Here is a 17,647-nt window from a genome sequence, read left to right on the forward strand (position 1 = left end):
ATTCACAAAAAATAATTAACAGAAAATTCTAACTATATTTATGCAATGCTAATGACTTTTTCTAAGTTTAATAAAATGAATAGACGTTTTCCGATTTTTACAACACCATTAATATAGTCCGCTGTTGTTGCATCAACTACTTCCGGTGGCGGTTCAATCGCTTCTGTCGAAATATCTATTACATCGTTTGCTGCATCAACAATTAAGCCGACTTCAATGTCGTCAAGCGCGACGATAATGACGCGCGTATGATCGGAAAATTGCGCTTCTTCTAATCCGAAACGCATGCGTAAATCAATAATTGGTGTAACGACCCCACGTAAATTGATGACACCTTTCACATATTTCGGCACGCGAGGAACGCGTGTAATATGTTGAATTTTTTCGATGGAGCGCACTTGTTGCACTGGAATCGCATATTCTTCGTCTTTTAATTGAAACACAATTACTTTCAGCTCAGCCACATCAAATTCCCCCTCTCGCTTGTCCCTACTTAATTAGCGCGTTGCAATCAACAATGAGCGCCACTTGTCCATCTCCTAAAATGGTCGCGCCAGAAATGGCAAACACAGATGTTAAGTAGTTGCCAAGCGATTTTAACACCACTTCTTGTTGACCGATAAACGAGTCAACGACAAGTCCAGCCATTTTTTCACCTTTCCGCACAATAACAACGGACAAGAAATCGTCGTCTCCCTTCACAACAGGTACTTCAAAAATATCTTTCAAAAATAAAAGCGGAACAACTTTGCCACGGAAATCAATGACTTTTTGGTTATGGGCATGTAAAATGTCTTCTTTTTTCACGATGGCCGTCTCGATAATCGATGACAACGGAATCGCATATTTTTCATGTTGAATTTCAACGAGCATAACAGAAATAATGGATAGTGTAAGCGGTAGTTGAATCGAAAAGATCGAGCCGACTCCTTCCTCTGAATCAATCGACACGGATCCACCTAGCGACTCAATTGTACTTTTTACAACGTCTAATCCGACACCACGGCCTGAAATATCGGATACTTTATCCGCTGTAGAAAAACCTGAAGCAAAAATAAGCTCATATACTTGTTTATCCGTTAAGTTCGCCGCATTTTGTTCAGAAATAATGCCTTTACTAATGGCTTTTTTCAGCACTTTTTCGCGACTAATGCCTGCACCGTCGTCTTCAATTTCAATAAATACATGATTGCCACTATGATATGCTTTTAATTTGACTGTTCCCTCTTCCGGTTTTCCTTTTGCGCGACGTACATCTGGCGTTTCTATGCCGTGATCGATGGCGTTGCGCAATAAATGAACGAGCGGATCGCCAATTTCATCAATCACCGTACGATCGAGTTCTGTTTCAGCACCGATAATTTCAAGGTTAATTTTCTTTCCTAAATCGCGAGCTAATTGACGAACCATGCGCGGAAAGCGGTTAAATACCGTTTCAACGGGCACCATGCGCATATTTAAAATAATGTTTTGCAAGTCTCCGGAAATGCGTGACATCCGTTCAACCGTTTCGTGTAATTCTGGATTGTTCAGTTCGCGCGAAATTTGCTCCAATCGTCCGCGATCGATAACAAGCTCTTCAAACAAGTTCATTAGTACGTCTAAACGTTCAATGTTGACGCGAATCGTCTTGTTGCTTACTTGTTTTCCAGTTGCTTTTTCTTCTTGTGCTTCTTGTTTTTTCTCAACCGCTTGCTCTACTGCTTGCTGTTCTTCTTTTTGTTCGTGTTTTGTTTCCGTCGTTTTTTCTTCTTCTGTAGATCGATGTAAGTTCACTCGTTGAACGATAACTTGCTCCACTTCCGACACTTTCATAATGCGCTTTTGTAATTCATCTTGTGACACTTTTGTCACGACGGTCACGACAAATTGATCGTCGAACTGTTCGGCCTCTAACATTTCAACGGTCGGAACAGATTTAATCACTTCTCCAATTTGTTCAATCACTTCAAAAATCATAAATACACGAGCAGCTTTTAATAGACAGTCAGAACGTAGTTTGATCGTGGCTTCATAACTGTGGAACCCTTGTTCAGCGGACTGCTTTAAAATGGTATATTCAAATTCATCATACGTTTGTTCATACGTTTGTTCATACGTTGAGTTGCTTTTTTGAGGGACTGCAACAACATCCCCTTTTTCAATTTGCTTTAACTGCGCAACGACTTCGGTGACGTCACGCTTTCCGTCTCCACCTTCTGAAATAGAGACAACCATCGCTTCTAAATCATCGACAGCGCGAAAAATGACATCAAGCAGTTCAGGTGTGACCGAAATTTTCTCATTGCGAATGGCATCAAGTACATTTTCCATTTGATGCGTTAAATTTGCTAAGTCCTCAAATCCCATCGTTGCTGACATTCCTTTTAGCGTATGGGCAGAGCGGAAAATTTCATTAACGATCGCCACATCGTCTGGGTTTTTTTCAAGTTCTAGCAGTTGCTCGTTAATCGTTTGTAAATGCTCTTTACTTTCATCAATAAACACTTCGAGGTATTGACTCATGTCCATTGTTCCTATCCCCCTCAAACTTGTACGTGTCTCATTACCGCTTCAGCAATATCGTCAACGTGAACGATTTCATCAACAACGTTTGCAGCAATGGCTGACTTAGGCATACCAAACACAACGGAAGATTCGGCAGATTCTGCAACGACAAACGTGTTGCCAGATGCCTTTAACTGTTTTAATCCTGCCGTACCGTCTGACCCCATGCCTGTCATAATGACAGCTACTTTTTCGTAATCTGTTAAAGCGCTTAACGATTCAAACATCACGTCCACAGAAGGTCGATGCCCATTGCGCGGCGCTGCTTCATCTAAATGAATGGCTAACGATGTGCCTACGCGTTTCACATATAAATGATTCCCACCTGGGGCGATATATGCTATCCCTTTTTGAATCACTTCTCCATCTTCTGCTTCTTTGACACGAATGTTGCACAACGAATCAAGTCTTGTCGCTAACGATTTTGTAAACCCTTTCGGCATATGTTGGACGATTAAAATCGGCGCGTCAATGGTCGCTGGAAATTTCGTTAATACGTGTTGAAGCGCGCGTGGTCCTCCTGTTGATGTGCCGATGGCGATAATTTTTTTCTTTCCGATTGCGTTGTTCCGTTCGCTTACTCCTATTTTACTATATTGCTTTTGTGGCAACATAGACATTTTTTGCTTTATTTTCACTGTTCGCAAATTCGCTTCGCTTGCTAAGAGCACTTTTTCGATCATCTTATCTCTAATTTTATATAAATCTAGTGAGATGGTTCCTGAAGGCTTCGCAATAAAGTCAACCGCCCCGTATTGCAACGCTAAAATTGTATTTTCCGCTCCTTCTGTCGTCGTACTTGAAATCATGACGACAGGAAGTGGCTTTTTTTGCATAATATGCTTTAACGTCTCAAGCCCGTTCATGACAGGCATCTCAACATCTAACGTCACGACATCCGGATTGAGTTGCTCAATTTTTTGCAACGCTTCTTGTCCGTCGCGCGCTGTACCTACGACGTGCAAACGCGGATGTTCTGACAAAAAATCGCTAATTAATTTTCGCATAAAAGCAGAGTCATCAACGACGAGCACTTTCACCTTATTCATAGCGATGATAACCTACCTTTCCAAAAAGTATTGGCGAAGCTTTGCAAAAAAGTGAAACGGACGTTTCGTTTGCTCCTCGTGTTCCCCGTTCGCTAAGTAGCGATCAGTCATTCGCATAAGCGCCTTGCTTGCTTTTGCACTCGGATCAAATAAAAGGAAAGGCGTTTGACGAATGACAGCGTTACTTACCGTTCGGTCTTCAGGTACATATCCTAATGCGTGTAATTCTTTTCCTAAAAAACGTTTTGCCACTTGTTTTAAACGCTGGAGTGTCTCTACTCCTTCTTTATCCGAACGTGCGCGATTGACTAACACATAAATCGGGAGTTGCGGATCTGCTAAGTGAATGTATTTCACCGTTGCATATGCATCTGTCAAAGCGGTCGGTTCCGGAGTTGTTATGATAAAAATATCATCAACCGCTTTGAGCAGCTGCAGATGATCTTCGGACATCCCTGCTCCCATATCGAAAATAAGATAATCGTATTGCTCGGAAACGAGTTGCAATTGTTCAATAAAATACTCGACTTTTTGTTCGTCCATATGAAAAATTTCTGTGAACCCTGTTCCGCCAGCAATAAACGATAACTGTTCAGGTCCTGTCTTTATAGTATCATGAATGGTAACGTTTGGACGAAAAATATCGATCATTGTATAAGATGACGATTGTCCAAGTAAAATATCGATATTCCCCATACCAATATCCATATCAAACAGCAATACATGTTTTTCGCGTTGGCGTAACGCCAATGAAAAGTTTAACGAAACGTTCGATTTTCCAACTCCGCCTTTGCCGCTTAATACAGCAATCGTTTTCGTTTCTGTTCCGTGCTGCATTTTTTTCACGCGTAAACGTAAGCTTTCCGCTTGATCTCTCATCATCGTAGCTCAACCCCGTTAACCATATTTGCAACAAGCTGTGGAGTGGCTTCAACAATATCATCGGGCACGTTTTGTCCGTGCGTCATGTACGCTGCGCCGATACGGCATTGAATCATCATATTTAACATCGCACCATGTCGGCTTGTTTCATCTACTTTCGTAAAAATAAATTTATGAATCGGAATGAGTGAAAACTGTGTATAAATGTCTTTCATATCTCTCCATTTTGCTGTGAGTGATAACACAAGAAACGTTTCCATTTCCTCATTAAAGTCGATCATTTCTTTTAAATCATTTACATATTGAGCGTTGCGAAAATTTCGTCCTGCCGTATCAATAAATACAATGTCATACGATGCTAGCTTCTCTTTCGCTTTACGAAAATCGTCGAGATTGTAACATACTTCAAGAGGAACGTTTAAAATTTTTGCGTATGTTTTCAACTGATCAATGGCGGCAATGCGATACGTATCTGTCGTAATAAATGCAACTTTTTTCCGATGTTTAATGACGCAATCAGCGGCCATTTTCGCAAGCGTCGTCGTTTTGCCAACCCCCGTTGGTCCAACAACGTTAATAAATTTTTTTTGAAACGAAATTCCCCCAAACGAAAGCGAAGATAATGCACGAACGATTTCTTCATGAAGCCATTGCTTCACCTCGTCATATGTGGCATTTTTTTCCGACGTATACCAACGCTGCAACAACGTGGACATCAGCATCGCTCGCACATCGTCGCTTATTTCTTGGTCGATTAAATGCGCATCGATTGCTTTTAATGGAGTAGGATAATGCTCAACTCCTCCTCCTTGCGATAATTGACGAATCGTTGCTTTTAATTCATGGATTTCCTTTAATAACTGTTCATCACGCATCGATTCTGTGCGCTCTTTTTGTTTTTCTTTTATTTTTTGAACGGGCGGAGTGGCTGGTTTTGGATCAACAGCAGCAATCACTTCAATATTTTTTCTGGAAAATAACCCAAGAAAACCTTTTTTTGCACAACTTTCGAATTTAAAATGACGGCGTCATTGCCAAGTTCCGCTCGAATCATTTTCATCGCTTCTGGCATAGACGAAGCGACAAACTTTTTTACCTTCATTCCACATTCACCACCCCAACACTTTGAACTTCCACATTTGCTTCAAGTTCATTATACGACAATACTGGAACGTGACGGAAATATCGTTCAGTCAATTGTCTCACATACATGCGCACAGCCGGTGAACAAAGTAAAATTGGCGTTTGATCTTGAAACGGAAATTGTTCAATTTGCATCGCAATTGCTTCAACGATCGCTTGCGAGACGACCGGATCAAGCGCTAAGTAATTGCCATGTTCCGTTTGTTGCACACCTTCGGCAATCATTTTCTCTACTTTTCCTGATAATGTAATTACCCGTAATGGCTGTCCTTCAACAACGTATTGGCTCGTAATTTGACGGGCAAGCGCTTGACAAACATATTCTGTTAAAAGATCTGGATCTGTCGTCATTCGTCCAAAATCCGCAAGCGTTTCAAAAATAACCGGCAAATTGCGAATCGATACTTTTTCACGTAATAAGTTCGCAAGCACTTTTTGAATATCGCCAACGGATAACGGATTTGGCGTCACTTCTTCCACTAAAATCGGATACGACTCTTTCACATGGTCGATTAACTGTTTCGTTTCTTGACGACCGAGCAATTCATGTGCGTGCGCCTTCAACAGCTCAGTAATATGCGTAGATACGACAGATGGTGGATCAACGACCGTATAGCCAAACATTTCAGCTCGTTCTTTCATTTCTTCAGAAATCCATTTCGCTGGTAATCCGAACGCTGGCTCTACTGTATCAATTCCCTCAATGGCATCGTCATCAATGCCAGGGCTCATCGCTAAATAATGATCAAGTAACAACTCGCCACGCGCCACTTCATTTCCTTTAATTTTTAATCGGTACTCATTTGGCTGCAGCTGAATGTTATCGCGAATGCGGACAACAGGAATAACGATACCGAGCTCTAAAGCGAGTTGTCGACGAATCATGACGATGCGGTCTAGTAAGTCTCCACCTTGATTCGCATCAGCAAGCGGTATTAATCCGTATCCAAATTCAAACTCAATCGGATCAACGCTAAGCAAACTGACAACACTTTCTGGACTTTTCATTTGATCCATTTCGATTTCTTCTTCAGTCTCTTCTGTTGTTGATTCAGGCGCATCGGCTTGTTTTGTAAATTGGTATGCCCCAAAAGCGAGCAACGAAGCGATCGGAATTGTTAACAAATCATTAATTGGGGTAAATAGCCCAAGTAAAAAAATCGTCCCTGCTGTCACGTATAACATTTTTGGGTACGCAAACAATTGCTGCATAATATCGGCGCCTAAGTTATCATCCGAAGCGGCGCGCGTAACAACAATTCCTGTTGCAGTTGAAATTAATAATGCAGGAATTTGGCTCACAATCCCATCACCAACCGTTAACAACGTATATCGTTTCGCTGCTTCACCTATATCCATACCTTGTTGTACAATCCCAATGACCATGCCAAATAACATATTAATTAATACGATGATAATTCCTGCGATGGCATCACCTTTCACGAATTTACTTGCTCCGTCCATCGCTCCATAAAAATCCGCTTCTTGAGCAATTTTTTCGCGTCGCTCTCTCGCTTGTTGTTCGGAAATGATGCCAGCATTTAAATCGGCATCGATGCTCATTTGTTTTCCCGGCATCGCATCAAGCGTAAAACGTGCAGCCACCTCTGATACGCGCTCTGCCCCTTTTGTGATAACAACGAATTGGATAATAACTAAAATTAAAAAGACGACGAAACCGACAACAACATTACCACCAATGACAAACGTTCCAAACGTTTCAACAACCCCTCCCGCTTCTCCTTTGCTTAAAATCGAGCGAGTCGTTGAAACGTTTAAACCGAGACGGAATAAGGTAAGCAAAAGGAGGAGCGAAGGGAAGATCGAAAATTGGAGCGGTTCGCGCATATTCATCGATGTTAAGAGAACGAGCAACGCAACAGAAATGTTCATGATAATGAGGACACTAAGCAACCATGATGGTAGAGGAATGATGAGCATCGCTACAATTAATACAACCATAATTAATACAGATAAGTCCCTTGCCGACATAAACGTTCTCTCCTGTTCGCATACATAAAATTAAAGTTTATTTTTCGTTTTGTAAACGTACGCTAAAATTTCTGCTACTGCTTTGAAAAAAGCTTCTGGAATGACCATCCCGACATCTGTTTGATCGTATAGTGCGCGAGCAAGCGGCCGATTTTCAACGATCATGACGTCATTTTTTTTCGCGATATCTTTTATTTTTTGTGCCATATAATCTGCTCCTTTCGCGACAACGATCGGAGCGTCTGCTTGCTGTTCATCGTACTTTAACGCCACAGCAAAATGCGTCGGGTTTGTAATGACGACATCTGCTTTCGGCACTTCTTGCATCATGCGGCGCATCGCCATTTCTCGTTGCTTTTGCTTAATGCGTGATTTAATTAACGGGTCTCCTTCTGTCTTTTTGTATTCGTCTTTAATATCTTGCTTTGACATACGAATATTTTTTTCAAAATCATACCGTTGATATAAATAATCGAACAGCGAAAGAAATAGTAAAGCGACAGAAGCAACAATCCCCATTTGAATCGTTAAACGTCCAAGCGTCGCGGCAATTGCCCCAATCGATTTATGCGACAACGATAAAATATCATCGATGTGCAACCATAAAACAGAAAATGTGACAACACCAACAAACAATACTTTTAAAATCGATTTGAGCAATTCTACAAGGGCGCGGAGCGAAAAGATGCGCTTAAACCCTTGAATCGGGTCAAGTTTACTTAACTTCATTTGCAGCGGTTCCGTTGTGAATAAAAAACCGACTTGCACAAAATTAGCAAATAACGCCGCCGCAATTGCCGCTAAAAAAATAGGTCCAACGAGCAATGCAAGTTGCTGTAGGAGATCAACGAAAATGAGCTGTACAGAATCGATCGTCACATCCATAAAAAAATAATGTTGAAACGATTGGCGAAATAATCGAACGATTGCATCTCCCCACATACCGGAAGAAAAAGAGAGGACGAGAAAAACGATAAGCATTAAAAAGGCAGCTGTTACATCTGCACTTTTTGCTACTTGTCCCTTTTTACGAACTTCTTGCCGTTTTCTTGGCGTCGCTTTTTCTGTTTTTTCTCCTGCAAAAAACTGCAGATCGACCGACAACCAGCTCACGCTACGCCCCTCCTAACAATTTCATCATGCCGCGCATCGATATAAAAGCGAATTCAAACAATTGCTTTGTGACGGCAAACATACTTGAAAATACGATAACAAACAGCACAAAACTAACGATAATTTTTACGGGAAGACCGATCACAAAAATGTTCATCTGTGGGACAGTTCGCGCGACAATACCAAGTGCTACATCGACTAAAAACAAACATCCAACAATCGGAATAGCCATTTGTAAAGCAATGACGAACATCGCTTGAAATAAACGAACAACTTGTTCTGCGATTTGTTCATTTCCAAACGAAACGAGATGATCGAGCGGAATGAATTGATAGCTATAAAAAATACCGTCTAACAACATATGATGTCCATTGACGGCGAGTAAAAAAAACAAAGCGATCGTGTATAAATATTGTCCCATTAGCGGGCTTTGGGCACCTGTTTGTGGGTCAATGACGTTTGCAATCGCAAACCCCATTTGAAAATCGATGAATCCGCCCGCAATTTGAATAGCCGACATAATGATAAATGCAACAAGCCCAATCAATAACCCGACAAGCACTTCTTTGATTAACAACATCATATACGTCCCGTCAATATCCAATGGCTTTGGATCAAGCGAAAAAAACATGAGCCAACTAATAAAAAAGGCAAAACCGATTTTATGAACGTTTGGCACGTTTCGATATGAGAAAAGCGGCATCGTCACAAAGAATGAAGCGACGCGCGCAAAAATAAGTAAAAAAGTTGGTACATACGTGTATAGCTCCATACGCTTCATCCTACAAATTTACTTAAGTTGCTAAAAATATTGTATGCATATGACACCATGCGCGAAAGCATCCACGGTCCGAAAAAAACGAGACCGAGTAACACGGCAACAATTTTAGGAACAAACGCTAACGTTTGTTCTTGAATTTGCGTCGTCGCTTGCAAAATGCTAATCAATAGTCCGACCGCAAGCGCAAGCAACATGAGCGGTCCGCATACGACAAGCACCATGTACACACCGCGTTCCGCAACTTGAATGACAAAATCGGGACTCATTTTTCCCACCTACTTTAAAAGCTTTCTAATAATGATTTCACAACTAAATACCAACCATCCACAAGAACAAACAGTAAAATTTTAAACGGTAACGAAATCATGACCGGCGGTAACATCATCATTCCCATCGACATTAATACGCTTGCCACAATCATATCAATAACTAAAAACGGAATGAATAGCATGAAGCCGATTTGAAACGCTGTTTTTAATTCGCTAATCGCAAAAGCAGGGACGAGCGCTGATATCGGAATATCTTGTACTGTTTTTGGCTGTTCAGCCCCTGCGTAGCTTAAAAATAAAGCTAAATCTTTTTGTCGCGTATGTTTGCTCATGAACTCTTTTAATGGTGCTTCGGCTCGTTCATATGCTTGCTCTAAATTAATTTTTTCATCAAACAGCGGCTGCAAGGCATCGCGGTTAATTTGTTGAAACGTCGGTGCCATAATAAAAAATGTTAAAAATAAAGATAGCCCGATAATGACTTGGTTCGGCGGCATTTGTTGCGTGCCGAGCGCTGTTCTGACAAACGATAAGACGATCACGATGCGCGTAAACGACGTCACCATAATTAAAATGCCTGGCGCAATCGATAAGACCGTCAGCAACAATAACAGCTTCACAGATGTCGCTACGTTTTCGGGCGCGCTATTGTTAAAAAATTGCATCACTTCATTCATGTGAATCCCTTTCTTTTTCCAGCGCTCTCATCGCTTGTTTTCGCTTCTCAACCAACTGTTGTAACTCTCGATCGAACAATTGGCGAAAACGAGGCTCGTTCGTTTTTTGCTGTAAAAGCGATTGCAATGATTTCCATACGTTTGTATCAAGCAATGAATCGAGGCGCGCTTCATGTTGCTTAAGCAGTTCTTCAATTTCTTGTTCATCGGTAATTTCTTTTAATAAGTGAATCGATTCTCCTACACCAACAACTAACACACGCCGACCGACTTTTACAATTTGAATCGTTCGATTCGTTCCTAAACTTGCCCCGCCTAAATGTTGAATGAGCCCTTTTCGCTCATAAAATCGGTTTTGTTTATTTAACCATTTTAAAAGCGCATATAACAAAAATATAACAAAAGCAGTTGCACCAATCAGTTTAACGAAATCCCAAACGGTAATCGGAGTCGATTCTGAAACTGTTGCCGTTTGAGTTGCCTCATTTGTTTGTTGTTCTTTACACTTTTCTGGATGTTCTACACATTCTTTTACGCTGTTCGCTTGTTCTGCAAAAGCAGGGGAAACTGCTTGCAGAACAACGAATGCGCACAACATGATGATGCGAATATAGCGCAATGAATTCCACCTCTAACCGAGCGTTTTATTAATCGCTTCAATGACGCGATCTGCTTGGAACGGTTTGACAATAAAATCTTTTGCTCCTGCTTGAATCGCATCAATAACCATCGCTTGTTGCCCCATGGCTGAACACATAATGACTTTGGCGTTGCTGTCAATTTTTTTAATTTCTTTCAGCGCCGTAATGCCATCCATCTCTGGCATCGTAATGTCCATTGTGACTAAGTCTGGGCGAAACTCTTTATATTTTTCGACCGCTTGCGCCCCATCAGCTGCTTCCGCGACGACTTCGTGCCCATTTTTCGTTAAAATATCTTTAATCATCATTCTCATAAATGCTGCATCATCAACAATTAAAATTCTCGCCATTCTCCAAAAACCTCCCGAATTATCGTAATTTGTTTAACCGATCGCTTTGGCTAATAATACTCGTCACACGCACGCCGAAATTTTCATCGATGACGACAACTTCACCTTTCGCGATCAATTTGTTATTAACTAAAATGTCAACCGGTTCACCAGCCAGCTTATCAAGTTCAATGATGGAGCCTGATGATAAACTTAAAATATCTTGCACAGAGCGCTTCGTTCGCCCGAGTTCCACCGTCACTTGCAACGGAATATCAAGCAACATATCAAGATTGCGTGATTCCGCTTCTGGCAATGGCGCTGGTTCAAAACTTGCAAAAGCAACAGGCTGGACGTTGACAGGCTGCTGCACGGCTCCCGTCCCAAAATGTTGAGGAGCTTCTTTTTGCGTTTGTTGAGCCGATGAAGGCGCTAGTTTCGTCTGTGCGGATGGCGCGGTTTGATGTGGCTCGTTCGTATTTATTGTAGCTGATGTTTCGGTCTTTGTACTAGACGGATTTAATAAATTTTCGACTAATTCTTTCGCAAAATGAATTGGCAACAGTTGCATAATATTCGAATCAATTAAATTGCCTACTTTTAAACGGAACGATACTTTAACAAATACATCGTCCGGCGGTAAATATTCAAATCCTTCGCCTTCCGATAAATCAAGTAAGTGTAAACTTGGTGGCGAAATATCAACTTTTTTGCTAAAGATCGTCGACATCGACGTCGCAGCCGAACCCATCATTTGGTTCATCGCTTCCTGTACAGCACTCAATTGAATTTCGTCCATAAAATCGGGTGGATTTGTGCCATCTCCCCCCATCATTAAATCTGCGATAATCGCAGCGTCAGATTGTTTAATGACAAGTAAATTTGTTCCTAAAAACCCTTCGGTATAGCTGACTTGAATCGCAACGTACGGATGCGGAAACTCTTCAGCGATGCGCGCACGCTCAATAAGCGAAACGTTCGGCGTCGTAATTTCAACTTTTTGATTTAGTAACATCGATAACGCTGTCGCTGAACTGCCAAACGAAATATTCCCGATCTCACCAAGCGCATCTTGTTCAATCGGCGTCAACACTTCATCAATCGACATTGTGCTAGACGGCATCGGGTCTTCTTCAATTCCTCGCAACAACGCATCAATCTCATCTTGAGATAACATATCGTCACTCATCATCGCCGTCTTCCCCCTTTATGACATCCAAAATTTGTACGGCTAATCGTTTATTCATTTTTCCTGGCTGACCGATAAATTTCGGCACGTCTCCTACTTTAATCACGAGTGGATCACGTACCGTTTGATCGAGTTGAATGACATCACCAACAGAGAGTTGCAAAAATTCTTGAATGGAGATCGTCGATGTACCGAGCTCTGCGATCATCGGCACCTTCGTTTGCTTTAATCGCTTTTGCAACGTCGCAACTTCTTCAGGTTCACGAGCCTTTTTTTGCGTTTGCATCCAGTAATGAACAGATAATTTCGGAATGATTGGTTCTAACACAACGTGCGGAATACAAATATTAATCATTCCGCTCGTATCACCAATTTGTGTATTTAACGAAATAACGACAACCGTCTCATTTGGTGATACCATTTGTAAAAATTGTGGATTGACTTCGAAATCTATCAGCATCGGGTCAATATCTACGACGGACTCCCACGCTTCTCGCAAATTGCTAAACGCTTTTTCAAACAAATTCGACATAATTTTTGTTTCAATTTCGGTTAAATTTTCAATTTTATTTAAGCTGACACCTCTGCCTCCCAATACGCGGTCAAGCATAGCATAGGCGATGTTTGGGTTGACTTCTAACAGCACGCGTCCATCCAACGGAGGAACTTCAAACACCGTTAAAATCGTCATTTTTGGAATAGAGCGAATAAATTCTTCGTATGGCAACTGATCGGCCGATACGACAGAAATTTGCACATACGTACGCAGTTGTGCGGAAAAAAACGTCGTTAACAATCGGGCAAAGTTTTCATGGATGCGCGTCAAACTGCGAATCTGGTCTTTAGAAAACCGCAACGCCCGTTTAAAGTCGTACACTTTCACTTTTTTCTCTGCTTCTTCTTTTTTCAGCTCATCCGCGTCCATCTCTCCAGCAGATAACGCTGCAAGCAAGGCATCAATTTCACTTTGTGATAAAACTTCTCCTGACACTGTTCTCACCTCCTACTCCTATTCATTTTGTTTACTGGAGAATAAAGGAGGTTATATAAATTTTCTCAACTTTTCCTTCTTGCATAAGCTCGTTTATGCGTTCGCGAAGTTTTTTCTCTAAAAGAAGTTTTCCTTGCTTTCCTTTAAACTGCTCCGCCGTCATTTCCGACAGCTCTTCAATAATGATACTTTTAATTTGAAAATCTCGTTTTTCTGCTTCTTCTTTTGCCTTTTCGCTGTCTGTTTGAATTTTAAACGCGATTTTAATAAAGCTTCCATCCATTAAATTCGTCATCATTTCGGGCACGTCAAACGAGCTTGCAACAATTTCATCGACCGACGGCTCTTTCGGTTCATCATTCCCCATAAATTTCATAACGACAACAAGGGCAACGACGCTAACAAGCGTAATCACTCCCATAATAATTAGCATCATTTTTAACATTTTATTGTCTTTCAACGTCGGATCCCTCCGCCTCTCTCCTTAATCCGAGAACAGAAATGTTACGATAAAACGTTTCTACTAATGACATAACATCTTCTACAGACTCCCGCACGACAAACTTTTTGCCATTCGTTAACGTAATGGTCGTGTCTGGGAACGCTTCAACTTGCTCTATGTATATCGCGTTTAGTGTGAATTGTTTTCCATTTAACCGCGTTAATGTAATCATATGTATGCGGGCACTAGACAGAGCCTAGTGCCCTCCCCTCCCTTATTATTTCCCTGAATCCGTGACAAAACATCTTTACAATGGTCGCAAACCGTTGATACGATAAGGGAAAACGACGTTGACGATTCTTCATCAAGTAGGTGAATGTGATGAAAGATTTCCCGATTCGGTTTGTATTGACAGATGAAGCGATTACTCCAAGTGCTGGGCTTGCTCTCGTGGGCTACTTACTGCACCAAACGAAGCTGGATAAACGAGTAAACGCACTTCGGCTCCCAACGGTTCGTCGAGATGTGCACATTTCCCATAGCGACGTCATTCGCTCGATGATCGGCTTGCTTGCCACAGGAAAAACGGATTTTGATCATATCGAAGCGTATCGTCAGGACGATATCTTTTCGACATCAATGGGCATTCGGCACGTACCTTCCTCCCCAACGTTGCGACAGCGTCTCGATCAGCTCGCTTGTCTCCCGATGACCGAAACCATCATTTGGGAGGAATCGATGCGTCTGTTGGTTCGACAACACGCTACCTTGTCCGCTTGTTGGACGAAAGGGAAAACGACATGGCTTCCCCTTGATATAGATGCTTCCCCATTTGATAACTCCGATACGAAAAAAGAAGGAGTGAGTCGAACGTATAAAGGATTTGACGGTTTTACGCCGTTGTTTGCGTACGCAGGGAAGGAAGGGTATATCGTTCATGCCGAGCTGCGTCCAGGGAAACAACATGTACAAGACAACATGCCTTCGTTTTTAACTACCGCTATCCGTCGAGCTCGTCCGCTGACCTCGTCTCGTCTGCTTGTCCGCATGGATGCAGGAAACGATGCGGAAGCGAATGTGCACGTATGTCTAAAGGAAGACGTGGACTTTGTCATCAAGCGAAACTTACGCCGAGAATCGAAAGCGCTTTGGTTCCAGATCGCTTCGCAAAAGGGCAGACGCGTCGATGATGGACAAACAGAAGGAGTACAAACGTATGAGTTATGCCTTCCACAGACAGCAGCAATCGATGGACACACGTATACGTACGTTCAAGTCACCCAAGTGACGGAACGAACGATGGAACGAAATGGACAGCTGATGCTCGTTCCTGATTACGAAGTCGAAAGCTACTGGGTGCGCCTCGAAGGATACGAGCATGTTCGAATGAGTGATGTGCTCGCATTGTATCACGATCATGCGACATGCGAACAGTTTCATAGCGAACTGAAAAGCGACTTAGATTTAGAGCGACTTCCATCAGGGAAGATGAAAACGAATGCGCTCGTGTTAGTCATGGGAGCATTCGTGTACAACCTTCTTCGCCTGATTGGACAAGATCTATTAAGCGATCCGAGACATCCATTACATCATAAAGTGAAACGCCGCCGCATCAAGACGATCATTCAGACGGTGATCACGATGGCAGGTCGACTCGTCCGCCGATCACGACAGATCTGGATGAAACTGACGCGAAGGAGTGGGTACAGTATACTCCTACTGAATGTGTATCAAAAATGGAAAGAGGCAAGATAACAAACAGATGTTCGGGTACTCATATCCATCACTCCCCCCTGTACTTTTTTTGTCTCTTTTTTGGTTTGTATCTCCATAAAAGAGGATTTATCTCGTTTTCAAACATGAAAGTGGTGCAGGGAATCATCAAAAAAAGGGATGTATGGATCATATATCCATAGAACTAACACCAAAATCAAAGTTGATTTCCAACCATCACGGATTCAGGTATTTCTCCTGAATCCGTGACAAAACATCTTTACAATGGATGCAAACCGTTGATACGATAAGGGAAAACGACGTTGACGATTCTTCATCAAGTAGGTGAATGTGATGAAAGATTTCCCGATTCGGTTTGTATTGACAGATGAAGCGATTACTCCAAGTGCTGGGCTTGCTCTCGTGGGCTACTTACTGCACCAAACGAAGCTGGATAAACGAGTAAACGCCCTTCGGCTCCCAACGGTTCGTCGAGATGTGCACATTTCCCATAGCGATGTCATTCGCTCGATGATTGGCTTGCTTGCCACAGGAAAAACGGATTTTGATCATATCGAAGCGTATCGTCAGGACGATATCTTTTCGACATCAATGGGCATTCGGCACGTACCTTCCTCCCCAACGTTGCGACAGCGTCTCGATCAGCTCGCTTGTCTTCCGATGATCGAAACCATCATTTGGGAGGAATCGATGCGTCTGTTGGTTCGACAACACGCTACCTTGTCCCCTTGTTGGGCGAAAGGGAAAACGACATGGCTTCCCCTTGATATAGATGCTTCCCCATTTGACAACTCCGATACGAAGAAAGAAGGAGTGAGTCGAACGTATAAAGGATTTGACGGTTTTACGCCGTTGTTTGCGTACGCAGGGAAGGAAGGGTATATCGTTCATGCCGAGCTGCGTCCAGGGAAACAACATGTACAAGACAACATGCCTTCGTTTTTAACTACCGCCATCCGTCGAGCTCGTCCGCTGACCTCGTCTCGTCTGCTTGTCCGCATGGATGCAGGAAACGATGCGGAAGCGAATGTGCACGTATGTCTAAAGGAAGACGTGGACTTTGTCATCAAGCGAAACTTACGCCGAGAATCGAAAGCGCTTTGGTTCCAGATCGCTTCGCAAAAGGGCAGACGCGTCGATGATGGACAAACAGAAGGAGTACAAACGTATGAGTTATGCCTTCCACAGACAGCAGCAATCGATGGACACACGTATACGTACGTTCAAGTCACCCAAGTGACGGAACGAACGATGGAACGAAATGGACAGCTGATGCTCGTTCCTGATTACGAAGTCGAAAGCTACTGGGTGCGCCTCGAAGGATACGAGCATGTTCGAATGAGTGATGTGCTCGCATTGTATCACGATCATGCGACATGCGAACAGTTTCATAGCGAACTGAAAAGCGACTTAGATTTAGAGCGACTTCCATCAGGGAAGATGAAAACGAATGCGCTCGTGTTAGTCATGGGAGCATTCGTGTACAACCTTCTTCGCCTGATTGGACAAGATCTATTAAGCGATCCGAGACATCCATTACATCATAAAGTGAAACGCCGCCGCATCAAGACGATCATTCAGACGGTGATCACGATGGCAGGTCGACTCGTCCGCCGATCACGACAGATCTGGATGAAACTGACGCGAAGGAGTGGGTACAGTATACTCCTACTGAATGTGTATCAAAAATGGAAAGAGGCAAGATAACAAACAGATGTTCGGGTACTCATATCCATCACTCCCCCCTGTACTTTTTTTGTCTCTTTTTTGGTTTGTATCTCCATAAAAGAGGATTTATCTCGTTTTCAAACATGAAAGTGGTGCAGGGAATCATCAAAAAAAGGGATGTATGGATCATATATCCATAG

The 17,647-nt window shown here is 42.4% G+C and carries 17 protein-coding genes and 1 pseudogene; 2 read left to right on the forward strand and 16 right to left on the reverse strand.

All coding sequences use genetic code 11. The annotated features are described in order from the left end of the window. Positions 1 to 38: 38 nt before the first annotated feature. The 16 genes and pseudogenes from NSS60_RS09135 to NSS60_RS09210 all read right to left on the reverse strand — a co-directional run bounded on the left by NSS60_RS09135 (position 39) and on the right by NSS60_RS09210 (position 14,277). Positions 39 to 464: a chemotaxis protein CheW gene (locus NSS60_RS09135; RefSeq protein ID WP_340720792.1), complete on the reverse strand. Its 426-nt coding sequence runs from the start codon at positions 462 to 464 to the stop codon at positions 39 to 41. 25 nt (positions 465 to 489) lie between these two features. Further along, positions 490 to 2,511, reverse strand: a complete 2,022-nt coding sequence (locus NSS60_RS09140; protein ID WP_064220595.1) for a chemotaxis protein CheA — start codon at positions 2,509 to 2,511, stop codon at positions 490 to 492. Positions 2,512 to 2,525: 14 nt separating this feature from the next. Further along, positions 2,526 to 3,596, reverse strand: coding sequence for a protein-glutamate methylesterase/protein-glutamine glutaminase (locus NSS60_RS09145; RefSeq protein WP_064214589.1), 1,071 nt, complete (start codon positions 3,594 to 3,596; stop codon positions 2,526 to 2,528). Positions 3,597 to 3,608: 12 nt separating this feature from the next. Further along, positions 3,609 to 4,478 carry a MinD/ParA family protein gene (locus NSS60_RS09150; RefSeq protein WP_064220596.1) on the reverse strand — a complete coding sequence of 290 codons (870 nt, stop codon included), beginning with the start codon at positions 4,476 to 4,478 and terminating at the stop codon, positions 3,609 to 3,611. After that, positions 4,475 to 5,580: pseudogene (flhF, locus tag NSS60_RS09155) on the reverse strand (flagellar biosynthesis protein FlhF). Before flhF ends, NSS60_RS09150 begins: the two are co-directional and overlap by 4 nt. Then, the gene (gene flhA / locus NSS60_RS09160; protein WP_340720793.1) at positions 5,577 to 7,613 is read right to left on the reverse strand and encodes a flagellar biosynthesis protein FlhA; all 2,037 of its coding nucleotides are present in this window, start codon (positions 7,611 to 7,613) and stop codon (positions 5,577 to 5,579) included. Before flhA ends, flhF begins: the two are co-directional and overlap by 4 nt. 30 nt (positions 7,614 to 7,643) lie before the next feature. After that, the gene (gene flhB / locus NSS60_RS09165; protein WP_192952087.1) at positions 7,644 to 8,726 is read right to left on the reverse strand and encodes a flagellar biosynthesis protein FlhB; all 1,083 of its coding nucleotides are present in this window, start codon (positions 8,724 to 8,726) and stop codon (positions 7,644 to 7,646) included. Position 8,727: 1 nt separating this feature from the next. Continuing rightward, positions 8,728 to 9,507, reverse strand: a complete 780-nt coding sequence (fliR, locus tag NSS60_RS09170) for a flagellar biosynthetic protein FliR (protein ID WP_004891044.1) — start codon at positions 9,505 to 9,507, stop codon at positions 8,728 to 8,730. Continuing rightward, complete coding sequence (gene fliQ / locus NSS60_RS09175; protein ID WP_035018732.1) at positions 9,504 to 9,773, reverse strand: flagellar biosynthesis protein FliQ; 270 nt, start codon at positions 9,771 to 9,773, stop codon at positions 9,504 to 9,506. The genes fliR and fliQ overlap by 4 nt, the downstream gene beginning before the upstream one ends. Before the next feature lie 14 nt (positions 9,774 to 9,787). After that, entirely contained in the window at positions 9,788 to 10,453 is a 666-nt protein-coding gene (gene fliP, locus NSS60_RS09180; protein WP_004891046.1) for a flagellar type III secretion system pore protein FliP, read from the reverse strand. Beyond that, a complete protein-coding gene (gene fliZ, locus NSS60_RS09185) occupies positions 10,446 to 11,072 on the reverse strand; it encodes a flagella biosynthesis regulatory protein FliZ (RefSeq protein WP_064214584.1) in 627 nt (208 codons plus the stop codon). Before fliZ ends, fliP begins: the two co-directional genes overlap by 8 nt. A 12-nt stretch (positions 11,073 to 11,084) precedes the next feature. Continuing rightward, complete coding sequence (locus NSS60_RS09190; RefSeq protein WP_003394872.1) at positions 11,085 to 11,444, reverse strand: response regulator; 360 nt, start codon at positions 11,442 to 11,444, stop codon at positions 11,085 to 11,087. 19 nt (positions 11,445 to 11,463) lie between these two features. Then, the gene (fliY, locus tag NSS60_RS09195) at positions 11,464 to 12,615 is read right to left on the reverse strand and encodes a flagellar motor switch phosphatase FliY (RefSeq protein ID WP_064214583.1); all 1,152 of its coding nucleotides are present in this window, start codon (positions 12,613 to 12,615) and stop codon (positions 11,464 to 11,466) included. Then, on the reverse strand, positions 12,605 to 13,603 hold the full coding sequence (fliM, locus tag NSS60_RS09200; RefSeq protein WP_064214582.1) for a flagellar motor switch protein FliM: 999 nt from the start codon (positions 13,601 to 13,603) through the stop codon (positions 12,605 to 12,607). Before fliM ends, fliY begins: the two co-directional genes overlap by 11 nt. Positions 13,604 to 13,634: 31 nt before the next feature. After that, positions 13,635 to 14,048, reverse strand: a complete 414-nt coding sequence (fliL, locus tag NSS60_RS09205; protein WP_004891056.1) for a flagellar basal body-associated protein FliL — start codon at positions 14,046 to 14,048, stop codon at positions 13,635 to 13,637. A 1-nt stretch (position 14,049) separates the two neighbouring features. Next, positions 14,050 to 14,277, reverse strand: coding sequence for a flagellar FlbD family protein (locus NSS60_RS09210; protein ID WP_004891058.1), 228 nt, complete (start codon positions 14,275 to 14,277; stop codon positions 14,050 to 14,052). A gap of 149 nt (positions 14,278 to 14,426) precedes the next feature. Between NSS60_RS09210 and NSS60_RS09215 the strand changes: the two genes are divergently transcribed. Together NSS60_RS09215 and NSS60_RS09220 are read left to right on the forward strand one after the other, a co-directional pair. Then, on the forward strand, positions 14,427 to 15,800 hold the full coding sequence (locus tag NSS60_RS09215) for an IS1380 family transposase (RefSeq protein WP_088223305.1): 1,374 nt from the start codon (positions 14,427 to 14,429) through the stop codon (positions 15,798 to 15,800). A gap of 312 nt (positions 15,801 to 16,112) precedes the next feature. Continuing rightward, positions 16,113 to 17,486 carry an IS1380 family transposase gene (locus NSS60_RS09220; RefSeq protein WP_088223251.1) on the forward strand — a complete coding sequence of 458 codons (1,374 nt, stop codon included), beginning with the start codon at positions 16,113 to 16,115 and terminating at the stop codon, positions 17,484 to 17,486. Positions 17,487 to 17,647 lie beyond the last annotated feature (161 nt).

Source organism: Anoxybacillus sp. FSL W8-0382, from assembly GCF_038003845.1.
Taxonomy (GTDB): Bacteria; Bacillota; Bacilli; order Bacillales; family Anoxybacillaceae; genus Anoxybacillus; species Anoxybacillus flavithermus_G.

Coding starts and splice junctions, on each gene's coding strand:
- NSS60_RS09145 (WP_064214589.1), bottom strand. CDS start 3,596: ATGAATAAGGTGAAAGTGCTCGTCGTTGATGACTCTGCTTTTATGCGA.
- fliR (WP_004891044.1), bottom strand. CDS start 9,507: ATGAAGCGTATGGAGCTATACACGTATGTACCAACTTTTTTACTTATT.
- fliP (WP_004891046.1), bottom strand. CDS start 10,453: ATGAATGAAGTGATGCAATTTTTTAACAATAGCGCGCCCGAAAACGTA.
- fliY (WP_064214583.1), bottom strand. CDS start 12,615: ATGATGAGTGACGATATGTTATCTCAAGATGAGATTGATGCGTTGTTG.
- NSS60_RS09210 (WP_004891058.1), bottom strand. CDS start 14,277: ATGATTACATTAACGCGGTTAAATGGAAAACAATTCACACTAAACGCG.
- NSS60_RS09215 (WP_088223305.1), top strand. CDS start 14,427: ATGAAAGATTTCCCGATTCGGTTTGTATTGACAGATGAAGCGATTACT.
- flhA (WP_340720793.1), bottom strand. CDS start 7,613: ATGTCGGCAAGGGACTTATCTGTATTAATTATGGTTGTATTAATTGTA.
- NSS60_RS09140 (WP_064220595.1), bottom strand. CDS start 2,511: ATGGACATGAGTCAATACCTCGAAGTGTTTATTGATGAAAGTAAAGAG.
- NSS60_RS09220 (WP_088223251.1), top strand. CDS start 16,113: ATGAAAGATTTCCCGATTCGGTTTGTATTGACAGATGAAGCGATTACT.
- fliQ (WP_035018732.1), bottom strand. CDS start 9,773: ATGAGTCCCGATTTTGTCATTCAAGTTGCGGAACGCGGTGTGTACATG.
- fliL (WP_004891056.1), bottom strand. CDS start 14,048: ATGTTAAAAATGATGCTAATTATTATGGGAGTGATTACGCTTGTTAGC.
- NSS60_RS09150 (WP_064220596.1), bottom strand. CDS start 4,478: ATGATGAGAGATCAAGCGGAAAGCTTACGTTTACGCGTGAAAAAAATG.
- NSS60_RS09190 (WP_003394872.1), bottom strand. CDS start 11,444: ATGGCGAGAATTTTAATTGTTGATGATGCAGCATTTATGAGAATGATG.